The sequence below is a fragment of the Planktothrix mougeotii LEGE 06226 genome (genome assembly GCF_015207485.1).
Classification (GTDB): domain Bacteria; phylum Cyanobacteriota; class Cyanobacteriia; order Cyanobacteriales; family Microcoleaceae; genus Planktothrix.
The window spans coordinates 1-15,982 of sequence record NZ_JADEWU010000021.1 but is presented as its reverse complement, the minus strand read 5'-3'; the positions used below and the strand labels follow the sequence as shown (position 1 = coordinate 15,982).

Sequence of the window (15,982 nt, the reverse complement as noted above, 5' to 3'; positions counted from 1 at the left end):
CTGAATTTTTTCCAGGCGACTCAATGGATTCAGAACTTGATGGCAGTTCTAGCAATACCCATTCAGAGAGTATCACTATTTGGTTGATAGTCAAGAGTTACAGAGTTAATGACTGACGGTTAACGGTTAGCCTCCAATTCTATTGAATCAGACGGCGAATTTTGCCATAAGCAACATAGGATTTGCCATCGGAAGACTCCCGAACTTCATCAACTACATAGAGTACGCCTTCAGCGCGAATATCACGGGGAAAGCGAATATTATAATTAGGATTATAACCATCGGAAACGACTCGCGCCCGAAGTTTACTGCCTGCTTTCACACATTGAATAATCACGCCATTTCCGACGGTATCTGTGGTTTCTAAATCAGCAAAGGATTTAGGGGCTTTAGCGGCTTGTAAATTAGTCGTTTTTGGGGTTTTCTGTGTTCCAGCTTTACGTTCTTCTCCGGGTTTGACTAACCGTTTAATGGTTCCCGAAGCTCGATAAAAATCTCCATTGGCTGAAAGTTTAATTTCTTCGACAATATAAGTAACTCCTTCTTCTCGAAGATGGCGGGGAAACTGCACATTAAACTCTGGATTATACCCGTCTGAAATGACTCGAACTCTTAATTTTCCGCCCTGTCGGATACATTCGACTAATACCCCTTGTTCAAAACTGGAAATGGCCTCTAAACTATCAGCATCTCCGGCTGCAATTCCTCGTAAATTTAAGTCTTCTCGGTTGCGAGTTCGGGTTTGATAGGATTGATCTCGCATTTCTTTCCGGCTGACGGAATCAAAATTTTGGGTTTCAATCCGTTGAGCATAATATTCTAATTGTTCAATTTCTTCAGCAATTTCAAAGATTTCGTTTAAGAGTTTTTGTTGAATGTCTTGAATCGCAGATCGTAAGGTTTCCGCCGCTTTTTGGTACTCTCCTTTATCGGTTAAGGCGATCGCTTGTTCTTTAACTTGAGCAATTCTCAATTTACTGGTTTGTTCAAAAACGGATTGATCGGGTTGAACTTGTTGAGCGTCTGCTTCAGAACCAATATTAATGGTAATGGGTAATTCTCCCGAAAGCTGCTCAATACTGTCATTAACAAGGGTTTGGTATTGATAATGAATCGAGATCAGTGGGAGTTGACCGATAGTATTTTGAGCCGGAATTACTAATTGTACGGCTAACTGTTTGGCTTCTATTTCATAAACATCCCCGACAAAAATTTCTAAGCTTTTTTCAGTGGAAGTTGTTCGATAATTATTTAAGATTTCTCGGAGTTCAATCAAGGATTCGGGGTGTAATGTTACCGTTAAATTTTGGCCGACTACGGAGGTTAAACTTTCTAATTCAATCCGAAACACATCCGTGGCTTCATCGGGAGATTGAATAAAATAAAAATTTCCTCCCGCCGCCTTAGCCATCCCCATCAATAAATCTTCATTAAAATAGGTTCCAAATCCCAATGTAGTTGTGATAATACCCTGTTCTGATTGTTTATAAGCCGTTTTTGTCAAGATTTGAGGATCGGTAATTCCCTCATTGGCTTGTCCATCAGTTAATAATAAAACCCGGTTTAAATATTCACGATTAAGACAAGATTTCACTTGTTCGCAACCCAATAACCAACCCCCACTTAAATTGGTACAACCTCCGGCTTTAATTTTGCCCAGGATTTTACAAATTTCCGATGGATTTTTAACTTGTTGAGGAGGTAAAATTAAATCAGCATTATCATCATAAATGACAACAGAAACAATATCTTGATCTGTTAAGGATTCAACTAATTTTTGGGCGGCTTGAATAGCATAACGTAAAGGTTGGCCCGCCATTGAAGCCGAACGATCAATGACTAAACTTAAATTCAACGGTCGTCGAGAAGAAACACTCGCTGTTTTTTCTCCATTAAAATTTAGAATTAAATCAACAGTAGCAGCCGTATTCGTCGCAATTAATGAATGAGAAAGCGAATAGTTAACCTGAATCATGATTTAAACTCCTAAAGATCAGCCAAAACTTCAAAATTTATCAAAAGCTGTCATCACAAGTGTGATCGGGTTAACATAGGCTATCTCCCAATTGCTCTGGTTTCTATTGTGCCCAGTCAAGGTTCAAATCCCTCAAAATTTAAGATTTGCTTTTTTGGGCTCGGTTTTGGGGACTTTCCCTGAAGATAATTAACAAAACTTCACATTTTTAAGGAGAGTTCTCATTCCATCCCCCTGGAAATCTGATAGAATCTCCTTATCATGCTTGACTTTAGGCTATTAGCGAAACCTTAGCTAATCGGTAAAAAGTCAAAGATCAGTTTTTTGGGTCTTGGGTCTTGGGAACCCCAACTTCTGCTCGGAGAGGAAATTTAAGACCAGTCAAGACAAAAATACGATCACAATAAAAAGATGACAGACGTTTAAAAAATTTTAGGAGGAAAATCTATGGATTTCGATTTTCGGATTCTCATTGTTCTGTTACCCTTGCTGGCTGCGGCGGGATGGGCTGTCTATAATATTGGTGCCATCGCCCTCAGACAAGTTCAAGGATTTTTAAATAAAAGTTAAATATTAACTCTTAAGCGATGCTTTACCCTATCCTGGAATTCTACAGGGTAGGGTTTTTATTAGCTTTAAAAAGGTTCAAATTAACGTTAAGATCAGCTAATTTTTAAAGTTTTCTCTAGGGAAAAAAATAACAATTTGATTTTTCATTCCCAGCCACGATCAGCTGCTTTTTTTGTTATCATAATATTTTTTAAGTCTTGATTCTCAATATGTCAATCACCGTTACGGTTAAACTCTTTGCAGCCTTTCAAGAAGCCTACAGTGTTTCCGAATTAGTGTTACACCTTCCGCCTCAAACACCTGTATCTGCAATTTTAGACCACTGTATTCAGGAGCATCCTGAACTGGTGAAATGGCGAAATCTAACGCAATTTGGCATTAACTTAGAATTTGCCAGTGCTGAGACACCTCTAAAAAATGGAGATGAAGTTGTTTTAATTCCCCCGGTTAGTGGCGGTTAATTTTAAGGGAATTGAGGTGATTCACCGCTATTGATTTGTTGGAATTAATGAAGAGCGCTCTCCCCCTTTCAGTTCAACAGAGCGCTCAGTCCCCAAAATTTCATCACAATAGTATATTATCACACCTGTTTTAAAAACGAAACCCCTTTTAGGCATAAAATTTTATACCCTACATTCTCATTGGGAATCGATATTTCTCCAAAATAGTAAATTCTACACAGGTTGAACACAATAACGGGCCCGTCCTTGTTGTTTGGCTTGATATAAGGCTTGATCAGCAGCCTCAATTAACACAGAGAAAGACGTTAAAGGAGAGGGAAGGGTACAAGCCACCCCTAAACTTAAAGTTAACCACTGACTTATTGTTGATTTATCGTGGGGTATTTCTAGTTGTAAAACCGCCGCTTGAATGTGTTGTGCGACATGAATCGCTCCATCCTGATTGGTATTGGGTAAAATAATGGCAAACTCTTCTCCACCATAACGAGCGACTAAATCCGCAGGGCGTCGTAACGTATTCTCAATTGCTTGAGCAACTTGTTTCAAACAACTATCTCCAGCCGGATGTCCATAGTAATCATTATATTGTTTGAAATAGTCAATATCACACATAATTAAAGCTAAAGAACCTTGTTCTCGTTGTAAGCGTTGCCATTCCTGTTCCAAATATTCATCAAAGCGGCGACGGTTGGCGACTTGAGTTAAACCATCAACGGTGGCTTGGCGTTTTAATTGTTGGTTAGCAACTTGTAATTCTTGATAAAGTTCAGATTGTTGAATGGCGATCGCTAATTGATCAGCAATGGCACAAGTTAACTCGATTTCCGATTCTTTCCACCCCCTTAAATGTTGATGTTTAAGTAACCCCAAACAGCCCCAAACTTGAGAACCCACCCGCAAAGGAATCGGCAACCAAGTTCCAGAAATTCCGGTTAAATGTTGAATTTCTTGAGAATTTGGAACAGTTAGATCTTCATTTTCTGAGTGATTGAGTTGCTGAATAGGGGAAAGAATTGCAGGAGTTGTATTGCGATCATAACTATAGGAAGCCACCTCTTTCCATTGTTCTTCTTGGGGAAGATGTTGTAAAATACAAGCGCGATCCACCCGTAATAAGGTGACAATTTCAGCAACGGCCGTGGAAAAAATGGTATCCAAATCCAAGGATTGACGAATAAATTGAATCACATGATTTAACGTTTGGGCACGACGAGCTTGATATTGAGTTTGTTGATAAAGTTGACTTTGTTGTAGGGCAATTCCAACTTGTTCGGAAATTTGTCGCAGTAACGTTGCTTCCCACTGTAACCAATGGCGTAAGCCATGATTTTGACAAATTATTAAGAGTCCCCAAAGTTGATTTTGTTCAAATAAAGGAACCATAATCGCCGAACAAATTCCCCAATATTTTAAGACCTTTAACATTCCTGAATGAATCGGATCATGATTAATATCATTAATCACTCGCATCCGACCTTGATTAAAATTCTCATAGCATTCCACCGGAATTAAAGGGGTTTCAGATTGTCGGTTTCTCAAGAATTTTAACGATTCATCGGGTTCTGTTTCAGCAATAATTTTACCTCGCCGATCCGGAAAAATTCGATAAATTAAAACTTGATCACATTCGAGTAACTGTTGCACTTCTTTAACCGTTGCATTTAAAATATCATCTAAATTCAAGGATTGACGAATTTGATGGGTAATTTCCCAAATTAAATGTTCTTGAACAATCAGTTGACACAATGCTTTTTCGGCGCGTTTGAGGGGTGTAATATCTTGAAACGTCGATAAAAATAACCGATGTTGCTGATCTTGCATCATCACCGTTGATAACAGTAAGGTTTTTAACTGCCCATTTTTTGCTTGAATTGTGGTTTCTAAATTAAAAATTGAACCCGTTGCAACCACCCTTTTTAATCGCTCTTGCGCCTTCAGATAACCTTCAGATGTTGGATATAATAAAGCCAGAAAATCGGAATGAGATTGAGCTTCTTCTAAGGTATATCCGGTAATTTCTGTCATTTGAGGATTAAACAGATAAAAATTCCCCTGTTCATCACTGAGCATAATTCCATTGCCCACAGTTTCAATCACTGTTTTTAACCGATTTTGTGTTGTTAAAAGTTGCATTTCAGCTTCTTTGCGATCAGTAATATCAACGAAATAACCCACAATTTCTAAGGGATTTCCGCGCCCATCTTTAATCAATCGCATTTCTAACCGTAACCAACGCCAATGACCTTGAGCGTGTAAAAAACGAGCTTCATGAATATAGGTTCCAGTTGTTAACACCTGAATAAAAGCATCCTGCCATTGAGATTTTTCTTCCTCTGGAACATAGTTGTGCCAAATATTTTCTTCCTTTAAAAAAGTAGTAACCTCATATCCTAAAAGCGTATATACATTGTCACTAATAAATGTAATTTGATAGTGGGGTTGGGGTTGACAACTAAAAATCACCGCCGGACTACTGCGAAGTAATTGTTTAAGGCGTTCACTCACTTGATAAAGTTCCGATGTCATTTGTTGACGACGTTGGAGTTCTTCTTGTAACCCATCATTCGCCTGAGTTAATTCGGCTGTCCATTGTAATAAAGAAAGTTGTAGTTGTTCATTAGATTGTTGAGATTGTTGAATGAAAGTTTGGGTGGGTTGATCTTCTGTAATATCTACGATTGTACTCAGCAGTAATGCTCTACCATCGGTCAATTGTCCCAAGGTCAGGGAACTCCATTCCCAAATTCTCAGATAGCCTTGATGATTTGTAATCAGATAATCTCGGTAAAGTTCAGGTAAACGAGATCCCCCGACTAAATTTTTAGTGCTGGGAAGAGGTTCTGGGTTGGTTAACCGTTGGCTCCAGGCTGAAATGGTGGGTAATTGAGCCACAGTATAGCCTGTAATTTCTGCCCAACTCTGATTAATTTCAATGACTTCGCCATCTTCGGTGTGTAGCATCAGGGGATGGGGGGCAGATAAAAGAGCTTGATAAAGCTTTTCTTGGGGTTGGGAGGTGTCATTTTCCCCCGGTGGTAAGTTCTGTTTTAGTTCCAGAGGGTTTGAGTCTTCAGCTTGAGAATGGCCGTAGGACATATAATTAACGTGATGGATGATCCACCCAATAAAGATTAGAAACAAAACCCAATTCGTCAGATTTTGGATCATCTCTTGAGGTTCACGACTGTAGAGGGGATAATGGAACCCTAAAAAGATTAATCCTCGTAGGAATAACCCCATTAAAAATATTCTGGGTAAAAACTGTTGGAGGATGTGACAGGCGAGTTGATACACGCCCTGAAATTTAAGCCAAAATAGTGTAAATTTCTGAAAAACAAATGAAGAGTTTTGATACCATAGCCATAAACTGATTCCCGCTAAAACCAGACAAAACGCCCTATCAAGTTGAATATTGAAAAAATCTCGTAAGACAATATTCAAAACCGAACTGTTCAAATACAAACCTAACAGCACACTTAGCACTAAACTGATTAAGTCTAAACCCATTGACCGGGAAAAACGCTCAAAATCCGTCTTTTTCTTCTCAAAAAAAGATTGTTGTAGATGAGTTTTGAGTTGCCAAGAGTGATGGCTTCCATTCTGATTCATATTGACAATTCCAGTTTTTGAGATGGCTATCAATTTTAACCTCAATCTTTCGGTATTTCCCTCTATCTATAGCTAAGAAAACTGGCTTATACAGAAAAAAAAGGATTTTAAGATGAGGATTTAAACGATCCTAACTCACAAAAATTTTTCGAGATAAACTTATTAGTTTACTCAAAAAAATATCTGTCGGAAACAGTGATATTACGGAACTTTAAGCGTTGTACAGATTAGGCTTGATACGGTACTGGTACAAAAATACTGATGAATTCCCCTATTTCTTTAGATAGAGGTGATTCTTGAATCAATATCACTTCTTAATTCCCTGGATGGTTAGAAATGTTTTATCCTATAAGAGCATGGTAACACTATCGGATTGTGACTCTGGGCTAATTTAATGACATATCATGTAATCTACGACGGAAATTGCAACTTATGTGTTACCTTGGTGCAACTGTTAGAAATTTTAGATCAAGGACACCAGTTTACCTATATTCCTATGCAGGATGAGCAAGGGTTAAGCCATTTTGCCATTACTCCCGGCGAGTGTAACTTAGGGATGATTTTAATTGATGGAAATCAACCGAACCACCGTTGGCAAGGAAGTGACGCGGCGGAAGAAATTGGCAGACTTTTACCCGCAGGAGGAATTTTTGTCGCTACTTATCGAGCCTTACCTGGGTTAAAATGGATCGGCGATCGCCTTTATGAACAAGTTCGGGATCATCGATATCTATTATTTGGTAAACGCTCAACTCCTTATCAGTCTACTTATCCCAGTTGTTGTACAAAGGGTAAATGTAATCTTTAACACCAAATTCTGGCTGAACTATTTGAGGTGGGGTTTCTCCACCTCTATTATTTTAATAGCACATCTCGCTTAATTCTAATTAATTGATAACCGCCTTGATTTTCTAAAACTTGATATTCCGAAGAATTTAATCCTAATTTGGCGATTTCTTTAGGTTTTGTAATCATTAAAATGGTATCAATGGGACGATTTAAAGGAAATAATTCTAATAATCGTTGTTTAATATCGTAGGTCATGAAATAGATCCGGCGTTGGGTATAAAATACCAAACTGGGTTTAAAGACACCAATGGTAATCAGGGGTTCATTGGGTTGATGAACTTGTTGAACTCGTAGGGATAATTGTCGCAGAGGTAAGTGTCTTTGAGTATCTAATAATTGACCCACTGGTAAGGCGACTAAACTCATAAATGCTAAAAATCCTAAAACATTTCCGATCCAAACTGTTCGTCTCCATCGAGGTTGAAAAAGGCAATAAACAGTAATTCCACTGGCGATTAACCAGATAATTCCTGATATTATTGGTAAATGACTGGTTTGTAATAATTGATCAAAATTAGGAGTATCTTCTCCCACCAGTTTCGGACTTAAAAAACTGGCAATTGCTAATATTAATAATATTAGAATATTGATACTGCCTGTAATCAAAAAAGGGAGAGATATTTTAGTTTGATTTGACTCAATATTATTCTGTTGATTTCCCCATAAACTAATTAAAATCACTCCGGCGGGAATACAGGGTAAAACATAACTGGGTAGTTTGGTTGCAGATACACTAAAAAAAGCGAAAATAATCACAAACCACAATAAAGCAAATACACCTAACTGTTGAGAACGATCTTGAGAACGCCACTCTGGAAGTTGCCAAAATTTGACTTGATAAATTGCGATCGGTAAATAGACAGACCAAGGTAATAACGCTACTAAAATTACAGGGAAATAATAAAACCAAGGGCCAGGATGATTACTAACCACACTGGTAAATCGTTCTAAATTATGATGTCCAAAAAATGTGTCTAAATAAGCTTGACCATTGGCAAGGGTGACTAAAATAAACCAGGGAATTGCTATGATTAGAAAAATTAAAATTCCGGGGAATAACTGCATTTCCCAAATCACTCTTTGCCATTGTTGGGTATAAATTAAAAATGCACCAATAATTAAAATAGGGAATACAATTCCAATCGGCCCCTTGGCTAAAACCGCTAAAGCAGAAAAGGTATAAAATGTAAAATACAAAGCTTTTTGTTGGCGAGTTTTGGGTTGAGCATAGCCTAAGAAAAATGCTAATAATGAAATCGTTAAACAACTGGCTAAAAGCATATCGGAAACCCCCGTGCGTCCCCAAGCAATCCAAGCCGGATTTAACACCATCATTGCCATTCCCCACCAGGCTCCAATCCACTGTTGACGAAGGCTAGAAGATTTAATTTCCCCTAGTAAAGAGGCTGGCTTTCCAAAGTAACGCAGGGTATAAAATACCAAAAAAGTTGATAAAATTGCGGTTATAGCTGAAGGTAATCGTGCCCCCCATTCATTGACTCCTACAGCTTGAAAAGCGATCACCATTAACCAATAAATTAAGGGCGGTTTATCAAAACGAGTTTCCCCATTCCAGTAGGGCGTAATCCAATCGCCTGTGAGGTGCATTTGTCGGGCGGCTTCAACAAACATGGGTTCGGTTTTATCAATTAACCCAATATCGCCTAAATGACTTAAAAATGCGATCGCACTCAGGCATAATAATCCTAGAATCGAAATCCCCCAAAGGAATTTCGGATAATTTTCCCAGGATTTCCAGATGGTTTTAAAAGATTGATTCAATAACATCGGTTGACGGTTGACTATTTTCTGATTTTATGATGTTCACGCGATATTTTTAACCACGCCAAGCTCAGGGTTAAACTAATATAGCCTAAACCATACCCGGCGAGAATATCACTCGGCCAATGACATCTTAAATAAACACTACTAAAACCAATAATCAATACCCAGAGGGTAGCAAATCCATAGATATAGGGGGTTGATTTGGGATAACGTTCTGCGAGGAGATAAGCTATATAAAAATAAAACAAAACATTCCCCGTCGCATGACCACTAGGAAAGCTTCTTCCGACAGATTCAACTAATCGATCTGGGGGACGACTGCGAGAAATTAGCGGTTTCAGGATATCATCAACTACAATTAAAATACCCAAGGTGGAAAACGCTAAAACTTTGGCTTCAATCCAATAGCGTTTCCAAACGAGTAACCCTAGGGTTAAAGCAATAATAACGGCTGTTCCTTTAACCCCGGTTAATAAATAAAAAAACCGAAAAACATCATCCCAACTCTGGGGAAAGATTTGATGGGGGACTTGAATTAAAATTTGATCTAGTAATAAATCTTCTTTAAAATTAAATCGAACAGAAAGTAAGATAAAAGAAACTAAAATTACCAGACAAATCCAAGCTTGCTGTTGAGGAATTGCTTTTTTAAACGAAATAAATCGACGATTGAAAGTTAAACGCATTATCTCCCACGTTTACTAATCCGTAGTTGAGTGAGTTTTGATTATACAATATGTGATCCCAATCCGGTGAATGTTCTCAAACCAAAAGTTAAAAAAGTTATTTAGGTTTTTCAGTCATGCCCTAATCAGAATTAGAATATTGAATCAGGACTTCATGAGGATCAAAGAGTCAATGTTAGATACCCTTGACCTGACGTTATCGCTGGATAAAGAAAGCTATAAAACTCAGATAGAAGCTTTAATGAAGGAGTTGCGATCGCTTCAGCAAACCTGCCGAGATAAAAAATTACCGATTATTATTGTATTAGAAGGATGGGCAGCGGCGGGAAAAGGTGGACTCGTGAAGAAAATGGTAGGATACATGGACCCCAGGGGGTTTACGGTTCATCCCATCTGGCCCCCAACCCATGAAGAATCCCGTTATCCGTTTCTGTGGCGGTTTTGGCAAAAATTACCTTCTCAAGGCAGTATTGGCATTTTTTATCATAGTTGGTATACCCATCTTTTAGAAGATCGGTTGTTTGGGCGACTGGAAGAACCGGATGTCCCCATGGCCATGCGACAAATTAACGCCTTTGAACGTCAGCTTGTGGATGATGGGGCGGTGATGGCCAAATTTTGGATACATTTGAGTAAAAAAGAACTGAAAAAACGTCTAAAAACAGCTTCAGAAGATGAGTTAGAAGCTTGGCGGGTGCGTCCTGAAGATTGGAAACAGGCTAAAAATTATGATACCTATAGCACCCTAGCAGAAGAAATGGTGATTCATACCGGGACAGGTTCAGCCCCTTGGATATTAGTCGAAGGAGACTGTAAACGCTGGGCCAGGGTGAAGGTGTTATCAACAATGGTGGCCTCCATTAAAGAAGCCTTAGACCGTTTGTATATTCAGTTACCTCCCGCCTTTACAACGCCCCAAGACCGTTTACAACCCACAGAACCTAACCCCCTAGCTACGGTTAATCTGAATGCTACCTTATCCTCGGAAAACTACAAAATCCAGTTACGTCAACAACAAGTTAATTTAAGTCAATTGCAACAAACTCTTCATCACCAACAAATTCCCGTTTTAGCTTTATTTGAAGGTTGGGATGCGGCGGGTAAAGGCGGGGCGATTAAACGATTAACGGATATTTTAGATCCCCGTAGTTATGAAGTGAATACCTTTGCTGCACCCACAGATGAAGAAAAAGTCCATCATTATTTATGGCGGTTTTGGCGAGGGTTGCCGCCTGGGGGTAAATTAGGAGTCTTTGACCGCAGTTGGTATGGTCGAGTGTTAGTCGAACGAGTTGAAGGCTTTGCGACTGAATTAGAATGGCGACGAGCTTATCAAGAAATTAATGAATTTGAAGAACAGTTAACCAGTGCGGGCTATGTGTTAGTTAAATTCTGGTTACATATTGATCAAGAAGAACAATTAAAACGGTTTCAGGAACGAAAAGACAACCCTTATAAATTACATAAACTTACGGAAGAAGATTGGCGCAACCGTGAAAAATGGCCGTTGTATGAAGTAGCCGCGAATCAAATGATTCAACGCACCCATACCCCCCATGCGCCTTGGACGTTAGTGGCGGCTAATAATAAATATTATGCCCGTGTGAAAGTCATGGAAACCGTTGTTGAGGCAATTCGCCGTCGGTTAAAACAGGACTAATTTCCGAAAGATTTTTGACACTCCCCCGTTAACTGATGACGAGGGAGAATGTTAAATTGGAACTTGTAATCCGTAGGACTATAGCAATCCTAAATGATTTATGAAAAAGTTCTGTAGGGGTTTGGTTTCCAAACCCTCTTTACGCTCAACCTGTGTTCTAATAAGGATTGATTCAAGTTAAGCGATATTATCATAAAAATTCCTCTAATGCTATGTTTATTATCCTGACTCAACTTTTATTTCTGTTACTGGTAGGAGCCATTGCATTTAAAGTCTGGCAAATTTTGGGAGGTAAGGATAATAGCTTAATTAGTCGGTTATTATTTATCCTGGTTTTAGTCTTAATTGTTTCTGCCTTGATTTCACCCGATAGTCAAGTCGGTTTAGTGGTATTAGGAATTTTATCAATTTTTTTTCGTCCCTTGGGATTATCAATTTTACTTTTATTAATTGCCTCTATTTTTATTAAAAATGGTAAAATCGATAAACCAGGGCCAACCTTAATTTTAGTCGCTTTATTAATTTTAATTGTAGCCAGTACCCCCGTCTTTGCGAATTGGCTGGCTCAACAAGTGGAAAAAGTCGCCTTAAAAACCGTACAAACGGATTTATGTTGTGGAGAACGGGCGGGGGCTATTGTTTTATTAGGACGGGGAACCACAGAACCCAAATTACCCTATCGCAAGCAAATTCAATTAACCGATACAGGCGATCGCATTCCCTACGCAGCCCAACTTTTTCGACAAGATCGAGGGCCGTTTATTATTGTCAGTGCAGGGCCTCGTCAGGAGTTAATTAATCCAATTATTGAAGGCAATGATATTAAACAACTTTTAATTTATATGGGAATTCCCGCAGAACGAATTCTACTCGAATCTCATGGAGGAACCACTTATAATAATGCTGTTGAAATTTATCAAATTATGCAGAAACATCATTTAGGTCGAACGATTATTCTCGTCACGTCTGCCTTAGAAATGCGTCGGGCGAGTTTAACCTTTGCCCGAGTTGGGTTTAAAGTTATTCCCGCCCCCACTAATTTTTATACCTTTATTCATCAGAAAAAATATGTTCGTCATATTACTGGGGCAGATTTCGCGCCCAGTGCAGAAGCCTTATTATTAACAACACGGGTTTTAGATGAATATTTCTTAACCTTCTATTATTTTATTCGCGGTTGGTTAGCTCCCAGTATTTAAAATCGAGCATTTTGAAAGCGATAAACAGCAGAACTCGGATGTGAAACAGGACTGGAAGAGGAACCTAACCCGACAGAATTTCCCACCATAGCCACTAAGAAAAAGAGGAGCAGAAATAAAAATCCTAGAGTTTCCCAATCGGAATTTTTCTCAGGTTTTGGTTTCTGTTCCTCTTTAACGGATTTAACATCCACTTTAACTTCTATCTTTTTCCCCTGTAAAGGGCCATGCAGTTTAATACTGTTGCAGGTAATTTGATCCGCGATATTATCTTGATTAGACATGGTGCTTTCCTGAATTGTTAGTCTTAGAGCAATTCGCTAATCAACTACAACTCGGTTCACCTGAATTCGGGATCAAAATTAAGATTTATTCCCGGAATTTAGAGAGGAAATTGCGAAGTTGTTCCCCCGCAACATCTCGTCCCCCTAAACCAAAAGCGATCGCAATTGCTACCGCAACAGCCCCTAACAACAAACCAAAGGCTAAATTGACAATATCGCTGGCAATTCCCATTTGTTGTAACGCCATTGCACCGACAAAGATAATAATCGCAATTCGAGCCGCTTGTGCTAAAAGATTGGATTGACGAGTTCCAGAACTCACGATTAAATCATGAGCTAAATTGGCAAAATACAAACCAATGGCAAATACAATAATACCAATCAAAACTTTACCCGCAATCACGATAATTTGATTGATAATTAAAGTTAAGGCGGCTAACCCTAAAATATCCGTTGCGGTGACGGCCGCAAACAACATAATCCCCACTAACACAATAATTCCGACTAATTCAGACGGTGTGTTTTGGGGTAAGCGGGTAGAAACCGGAGAAACGGTGGGTTCCGTTGGAATGGTTTCTTCCGTAATAATACGTTCCTCAACCAGAGGAGTTTGGGGAGAATGAATCCCTAACCAGCGAAAGATATTATCAAACCCAATACTGGTTAGAATATTAGTGACTAAATCCGCTACAAAACGCCCAATCAAATAAGCAACAATTAAAACTGAAATTGCTAAAAAGATTTGGGGTAAGGCGTTAAAGATTTCCGTCAACATTAAAATGGCTGGCCCAGAAATCGCCTCGACTTTCAGGGTTTGTAAGGCAGAAATTGCCGTAGGAATCAGAATTAAAATGTAGACAATCAATCCAATCAGGGATGATAATCTTTGATTTCCCGTGAGCCGATTTAAACCTAAACGACTGCCAAATTGATCAATCCCAACCGCCGCCAAAAGATTGGTCACAATTCGACTAACAACTTGAGCCACTAACCAACCCGCACCTGCAATGACTAAAGCCGCAACAATATTCGGGAGAATCGAAAGGATTTGATAGAGCATTTGTTGGACGGGCTCTAATAATCCTTGTAACTGAAGCGTACTCAGAATGGCAGGCAAAAATAACAGAATGATGAACCAATACAGAGCATTTCCTAAAGTTTCACTCAGGGAAAATTGATCCGTAGCTGCATCATTCACTTGTTGATTTAAGCGTTCATCCAAACGAAAGGCTCGGAAGACTCGAATTAATAAAGTTCGGGCAATGGTTGCTAAAATCCAAGCAATAGCAATTAAAACTGCCGCCCCAAACATTCGGGGTAAATAGTTGGTAACTTGGTTCAGTAAACTGGTTAAGGGTGTCGATGCTGCGGTTAGCTGAAGCTTATCTAAAAACGCAACAATTGCAAAGATAAAAATAATCCAGAATATGGTAGTCCCCAACCAATCTTCTACCGGAAGTTTATCTTCTGGTGCCGTTGAACCCGAAACCCAAGCGGCAATTCGGTTATCTAAGTCTGTTTTTTTAAACAGGCTTTTCACTAAAGATTGAGCAAATAAGGCGATGAGGTAGCCAACCAATAAAATCCCACAAGCTAAAGCAATATCCACTACGGAAGTTTGACCTAACTTGAGGTTATTTAAGTCTAAGGGAACCGCTAGGGGATTGTCCTGAGCGAAATAAAGCGGGGATAAGGAAGATAATTCCGTTCCCAAGGGTGCTATTTGGTAAAATGTTCCATTCATAATAAAAAAATGGGAAGTTTGGAAACCGCGTCTGTTCAGAGCGCGGAGGAAAAACGACTCAGGAGAATTTATTCTCCGTGAATACTAGATTGGGAACCGACAAAAATTGTTGTATTTGCCGATTCCCGGTTTTTTGGTATTTCTACCCCACTGATTTCTCAGGTAATGTTAGCTTCGCCAATGTTATCGGTCGGTAACTATCTCGATCATCACTGTCTTACCCCTCGTAAAACTGTTTAAATGCCCGAGTTTTAGAGCTTGGGACTAGCTACGCATCCCAAGGTAAGAACTTTAACGCTTCCCGATAACGTAGCCAGTTAAGGCTTAGGCTGGTCAGCTATCCAAAGGAGAGGCATGAAGCCCCGTCTCTTTAGAGCGGGGTGCTGACAATAGTTCCAGTTACTTATTGGATGTCCAAACGTCGGCAAGGTTGTGATTCTCCCGACCTTTCTGTAGAGTTGAACGGTTGTCAATTCCTAAAGTGGAGGTTTTTGGTCTCACAGGAACATGAACCGTTCTTCGCAAAGTCCTGGCTCTCCTGTTTTAACGAGGGTGCATCTTAAAGTCTGGTTATAATAGCGGAAAACAGGGGAATTTTTGAACGTTATTAGGGGTTTTCCACTCATTCCCTCGTTAATAGCGTGGCTTTTTCACGTTTAACATGAAAAAAATCTGCCTATAGCTTGAAGGTTATCATGCCATCTCGTCAAGTTTTTGAACAATCCATTTTAATTCGGGCCAGTGCAACGGTTGTAGAACGATGTTTTACCGATTTGGAACTCATGCACCAATGGTTGAATCCTATGTTACGTTGTGAACCCCTTGAGGTCTGGGATACAAATGTAGGGGGTCGTTGTCGATTTGTGATTAAACTTCCTCTGTTTCAACCTACATTAAAAACGGTGGTTTTAGAACGGGAACCGGGGTTAATTGTTTGGGGATTTGAAGGGTATTTTCAAGGCTGCGATCGCTGGGAATGTGTGCCGGAACTTGCAGGAACTTACTTATTAAATCGATTTGAATTTGAAATCCCTAATCCTCTGATTGAATTTGGGTTTAACCGTTTCGCCGCTGGTCTGACAAAATCAGACATGGAAGCTCAATTAAGACGTTTAAAACAAGTCGCTGAACAAGTTAAAAATTGAGCAGGGGGACAAGGG

12 protein-coding genes are annotated in these 15,982 nt (G+C 39.3%); 6 read left to right on the top strand and 6 right to left on the bottom strand.

Annotated features, from left to right (window positions below; all coding sequences use genetic code 11):
- Nucleotides 1–139 precede the first annotated feature (139 nt).
- Complete coding sequence (locus tag IQ236_RS11415; RefSeq protein ID WP_228041569.1) at nt 140–1,975, bottom strand: vWA domain-containing protein; 1,836 nt, start codon at nt 1,973–1,975, stop codon at nt 140–142.
- A 447-nt stretch (nt 1,976–2,422) separates the two neighbouring features.
- Between IQ236_RS11415 and IQ236_RS11410 the strand changes: the two genes are divergently transcribed.
- Nucleotides 2,423–2,545 carry a photosystem II protein Y gene (locus IQ236_RS11410; RefSeq protein WP_072719488.1) on the top strand — a complete coding sequence of 41 codons (123 nt, stop codon included), beginning with the start codon at nt 2,423–2,425 and terminating at the stop codon, nt 2,543–2,545.
- 209 nt (nt 2,546–2,754) lie between these two features.
- On the top strand, nt 2,755–3,006 hold the full coding sequence (locus IQ236_RS11405) for a MoaD/ThiS family protein (protein ID WP_228041568.1): 252 nt from the start codon (nt 2,755–2,757) through the stop codon (nt 3,004–3,006).
- Between the two features lie 213 nt (nt 3,007–3,219).
- Here IQ236_RS11405 and IQ236_RS11400 read toward each other — a convergent pair whose 3' ends face one another.
- Entirely contained in the window at nt 3,220–6,615 is a 3,396-nt protein-coding gene (locus IQ236_RS11400; RefSeq protein ID WP_193869357.1) for a diguanylate cyclase domain-containing protein, read from the bottom strand.
- 394 nt (nt 6,616–7,009) lie between these two features.
- Here IQ236_RS11400 and IQ236_RS11395 point away from each other — a divergent pair, with 394 nt between their 5' ends.
- Nucleotides 7,010–7,423, top strand: a complete 414-nt coding sequence (locus tag IQ236_RS11395; RefSeq protein ID WP_072719485.1) for a thiol-disulfide oxidoreductase DCC family protein — start codon at nt 7,010–7,012, stop codon at nt 7,421–7,423.
- Nucleotides 7,424–7,470: 47 nt separating this feature from the next.
- Here the strand turns inward: IQ236_RS11395 and IQ236_RS11390 are convergent, their stop codons facing one another.
- Both IQ236_RS11390 and IQ236_RS11385 read right to left on the bottom strand, forming a co-directional pair.
- Nucleotides 7,471–9,252, bottom strand: coding sequence for an ArnT family glycosyltransferase (locus tag IQ236_RS11390; protein WP_193869356.1), 1,782 nt, complete (start codon nt 9,250–9,252; stop codon nt 7,471–7,473).
- Nucleotides 9,253–9,266: 14 nt separating this feature from the next.
- Nucleotides 9,267–9,935, bottom strand: coding sequence for a phosphatase PAP2 family protein (locus IQ236_RS11385; protein ID WP_193869355.1), 669 nt, complete (start codon nt 9,933–9,935; stop codon nt 9,267–9,269).
- A 172-nt stretch (nt 9,936–10,107) separates the two neighbouring features.
- Between IQ236_RS11385 and pap the strand changes: the two genes are divergently transcribed.
- The gene (pap, locus tag IQ236_RS11380) at nt 10,108–11,595 is read left to right on the top strand and encodes a polyphosphate:AMP phosphotransferase (protein ID WP_193869354.1); all 1,488 of its coding nucleotides are present in this window, start codon (nt 10,108–10,110) and stop codon (nt 11,593–11,595) included.
- Between the two features lie 212 nt (nt 11,596–11,807).
- The gene (locus IQ236_RS11375) at nt 11,808–12,794 is read left to right on the top strand and encodes a YdcF family protein (RefSeq protein ID WP_193869353.1); all 987 of its coding nucleotides are present in this window, start codon (nt 11,808–11,810) and stop codon (nt 12,792–12,794) included.
- On the opposite strand, the gene IQ236_RS11370 is transcribed toward IQ236_RS11375, so the two are convergent.
- Nucleotides 12,791–13,078 (bottom strand): hypothetical protein, encoded by a 288-nt coding sequence (locus tag IQ236_RS11370; RefSeq protein WP_193869352.1) that lies wholly within the window; start codon nt 13,076–13,078, stop codon nt 12,791–12,793. The genes IQ236_RS11375 and IQ236_RS11370 overlap by 4 nt on opposite strands.
- A gap of 85 nt (nt 13,079–13,163) precedes the next feature.
- Nucleotides 13,164–14,822, bottom strand: coding sequence for a mechanosensitive ion channel (locus IQ236_RS11365; RefSeq protein ID WP_193869351.1), 1,659 nt, complete (start codon nt 14,820–14,822; stop codon nt 13,164–13,166).
- Between the two features lie 695 nt (nt 14,823–15,517).
- Between IQ236_RS11365 and IQ236_RS11360 the strand changes: the two genes are divergently transcribed.
- Entirely contained in the window at nt 15,518–15,967 is a 450-nt protein-coding gene (locus IQ236_RS11360) for an SRPBCC family protein (protein ID WP_193869350.1), read from the top strand.
- Nucleotides 15,968–15,982 lie beyond the last annotated feature (15 nt).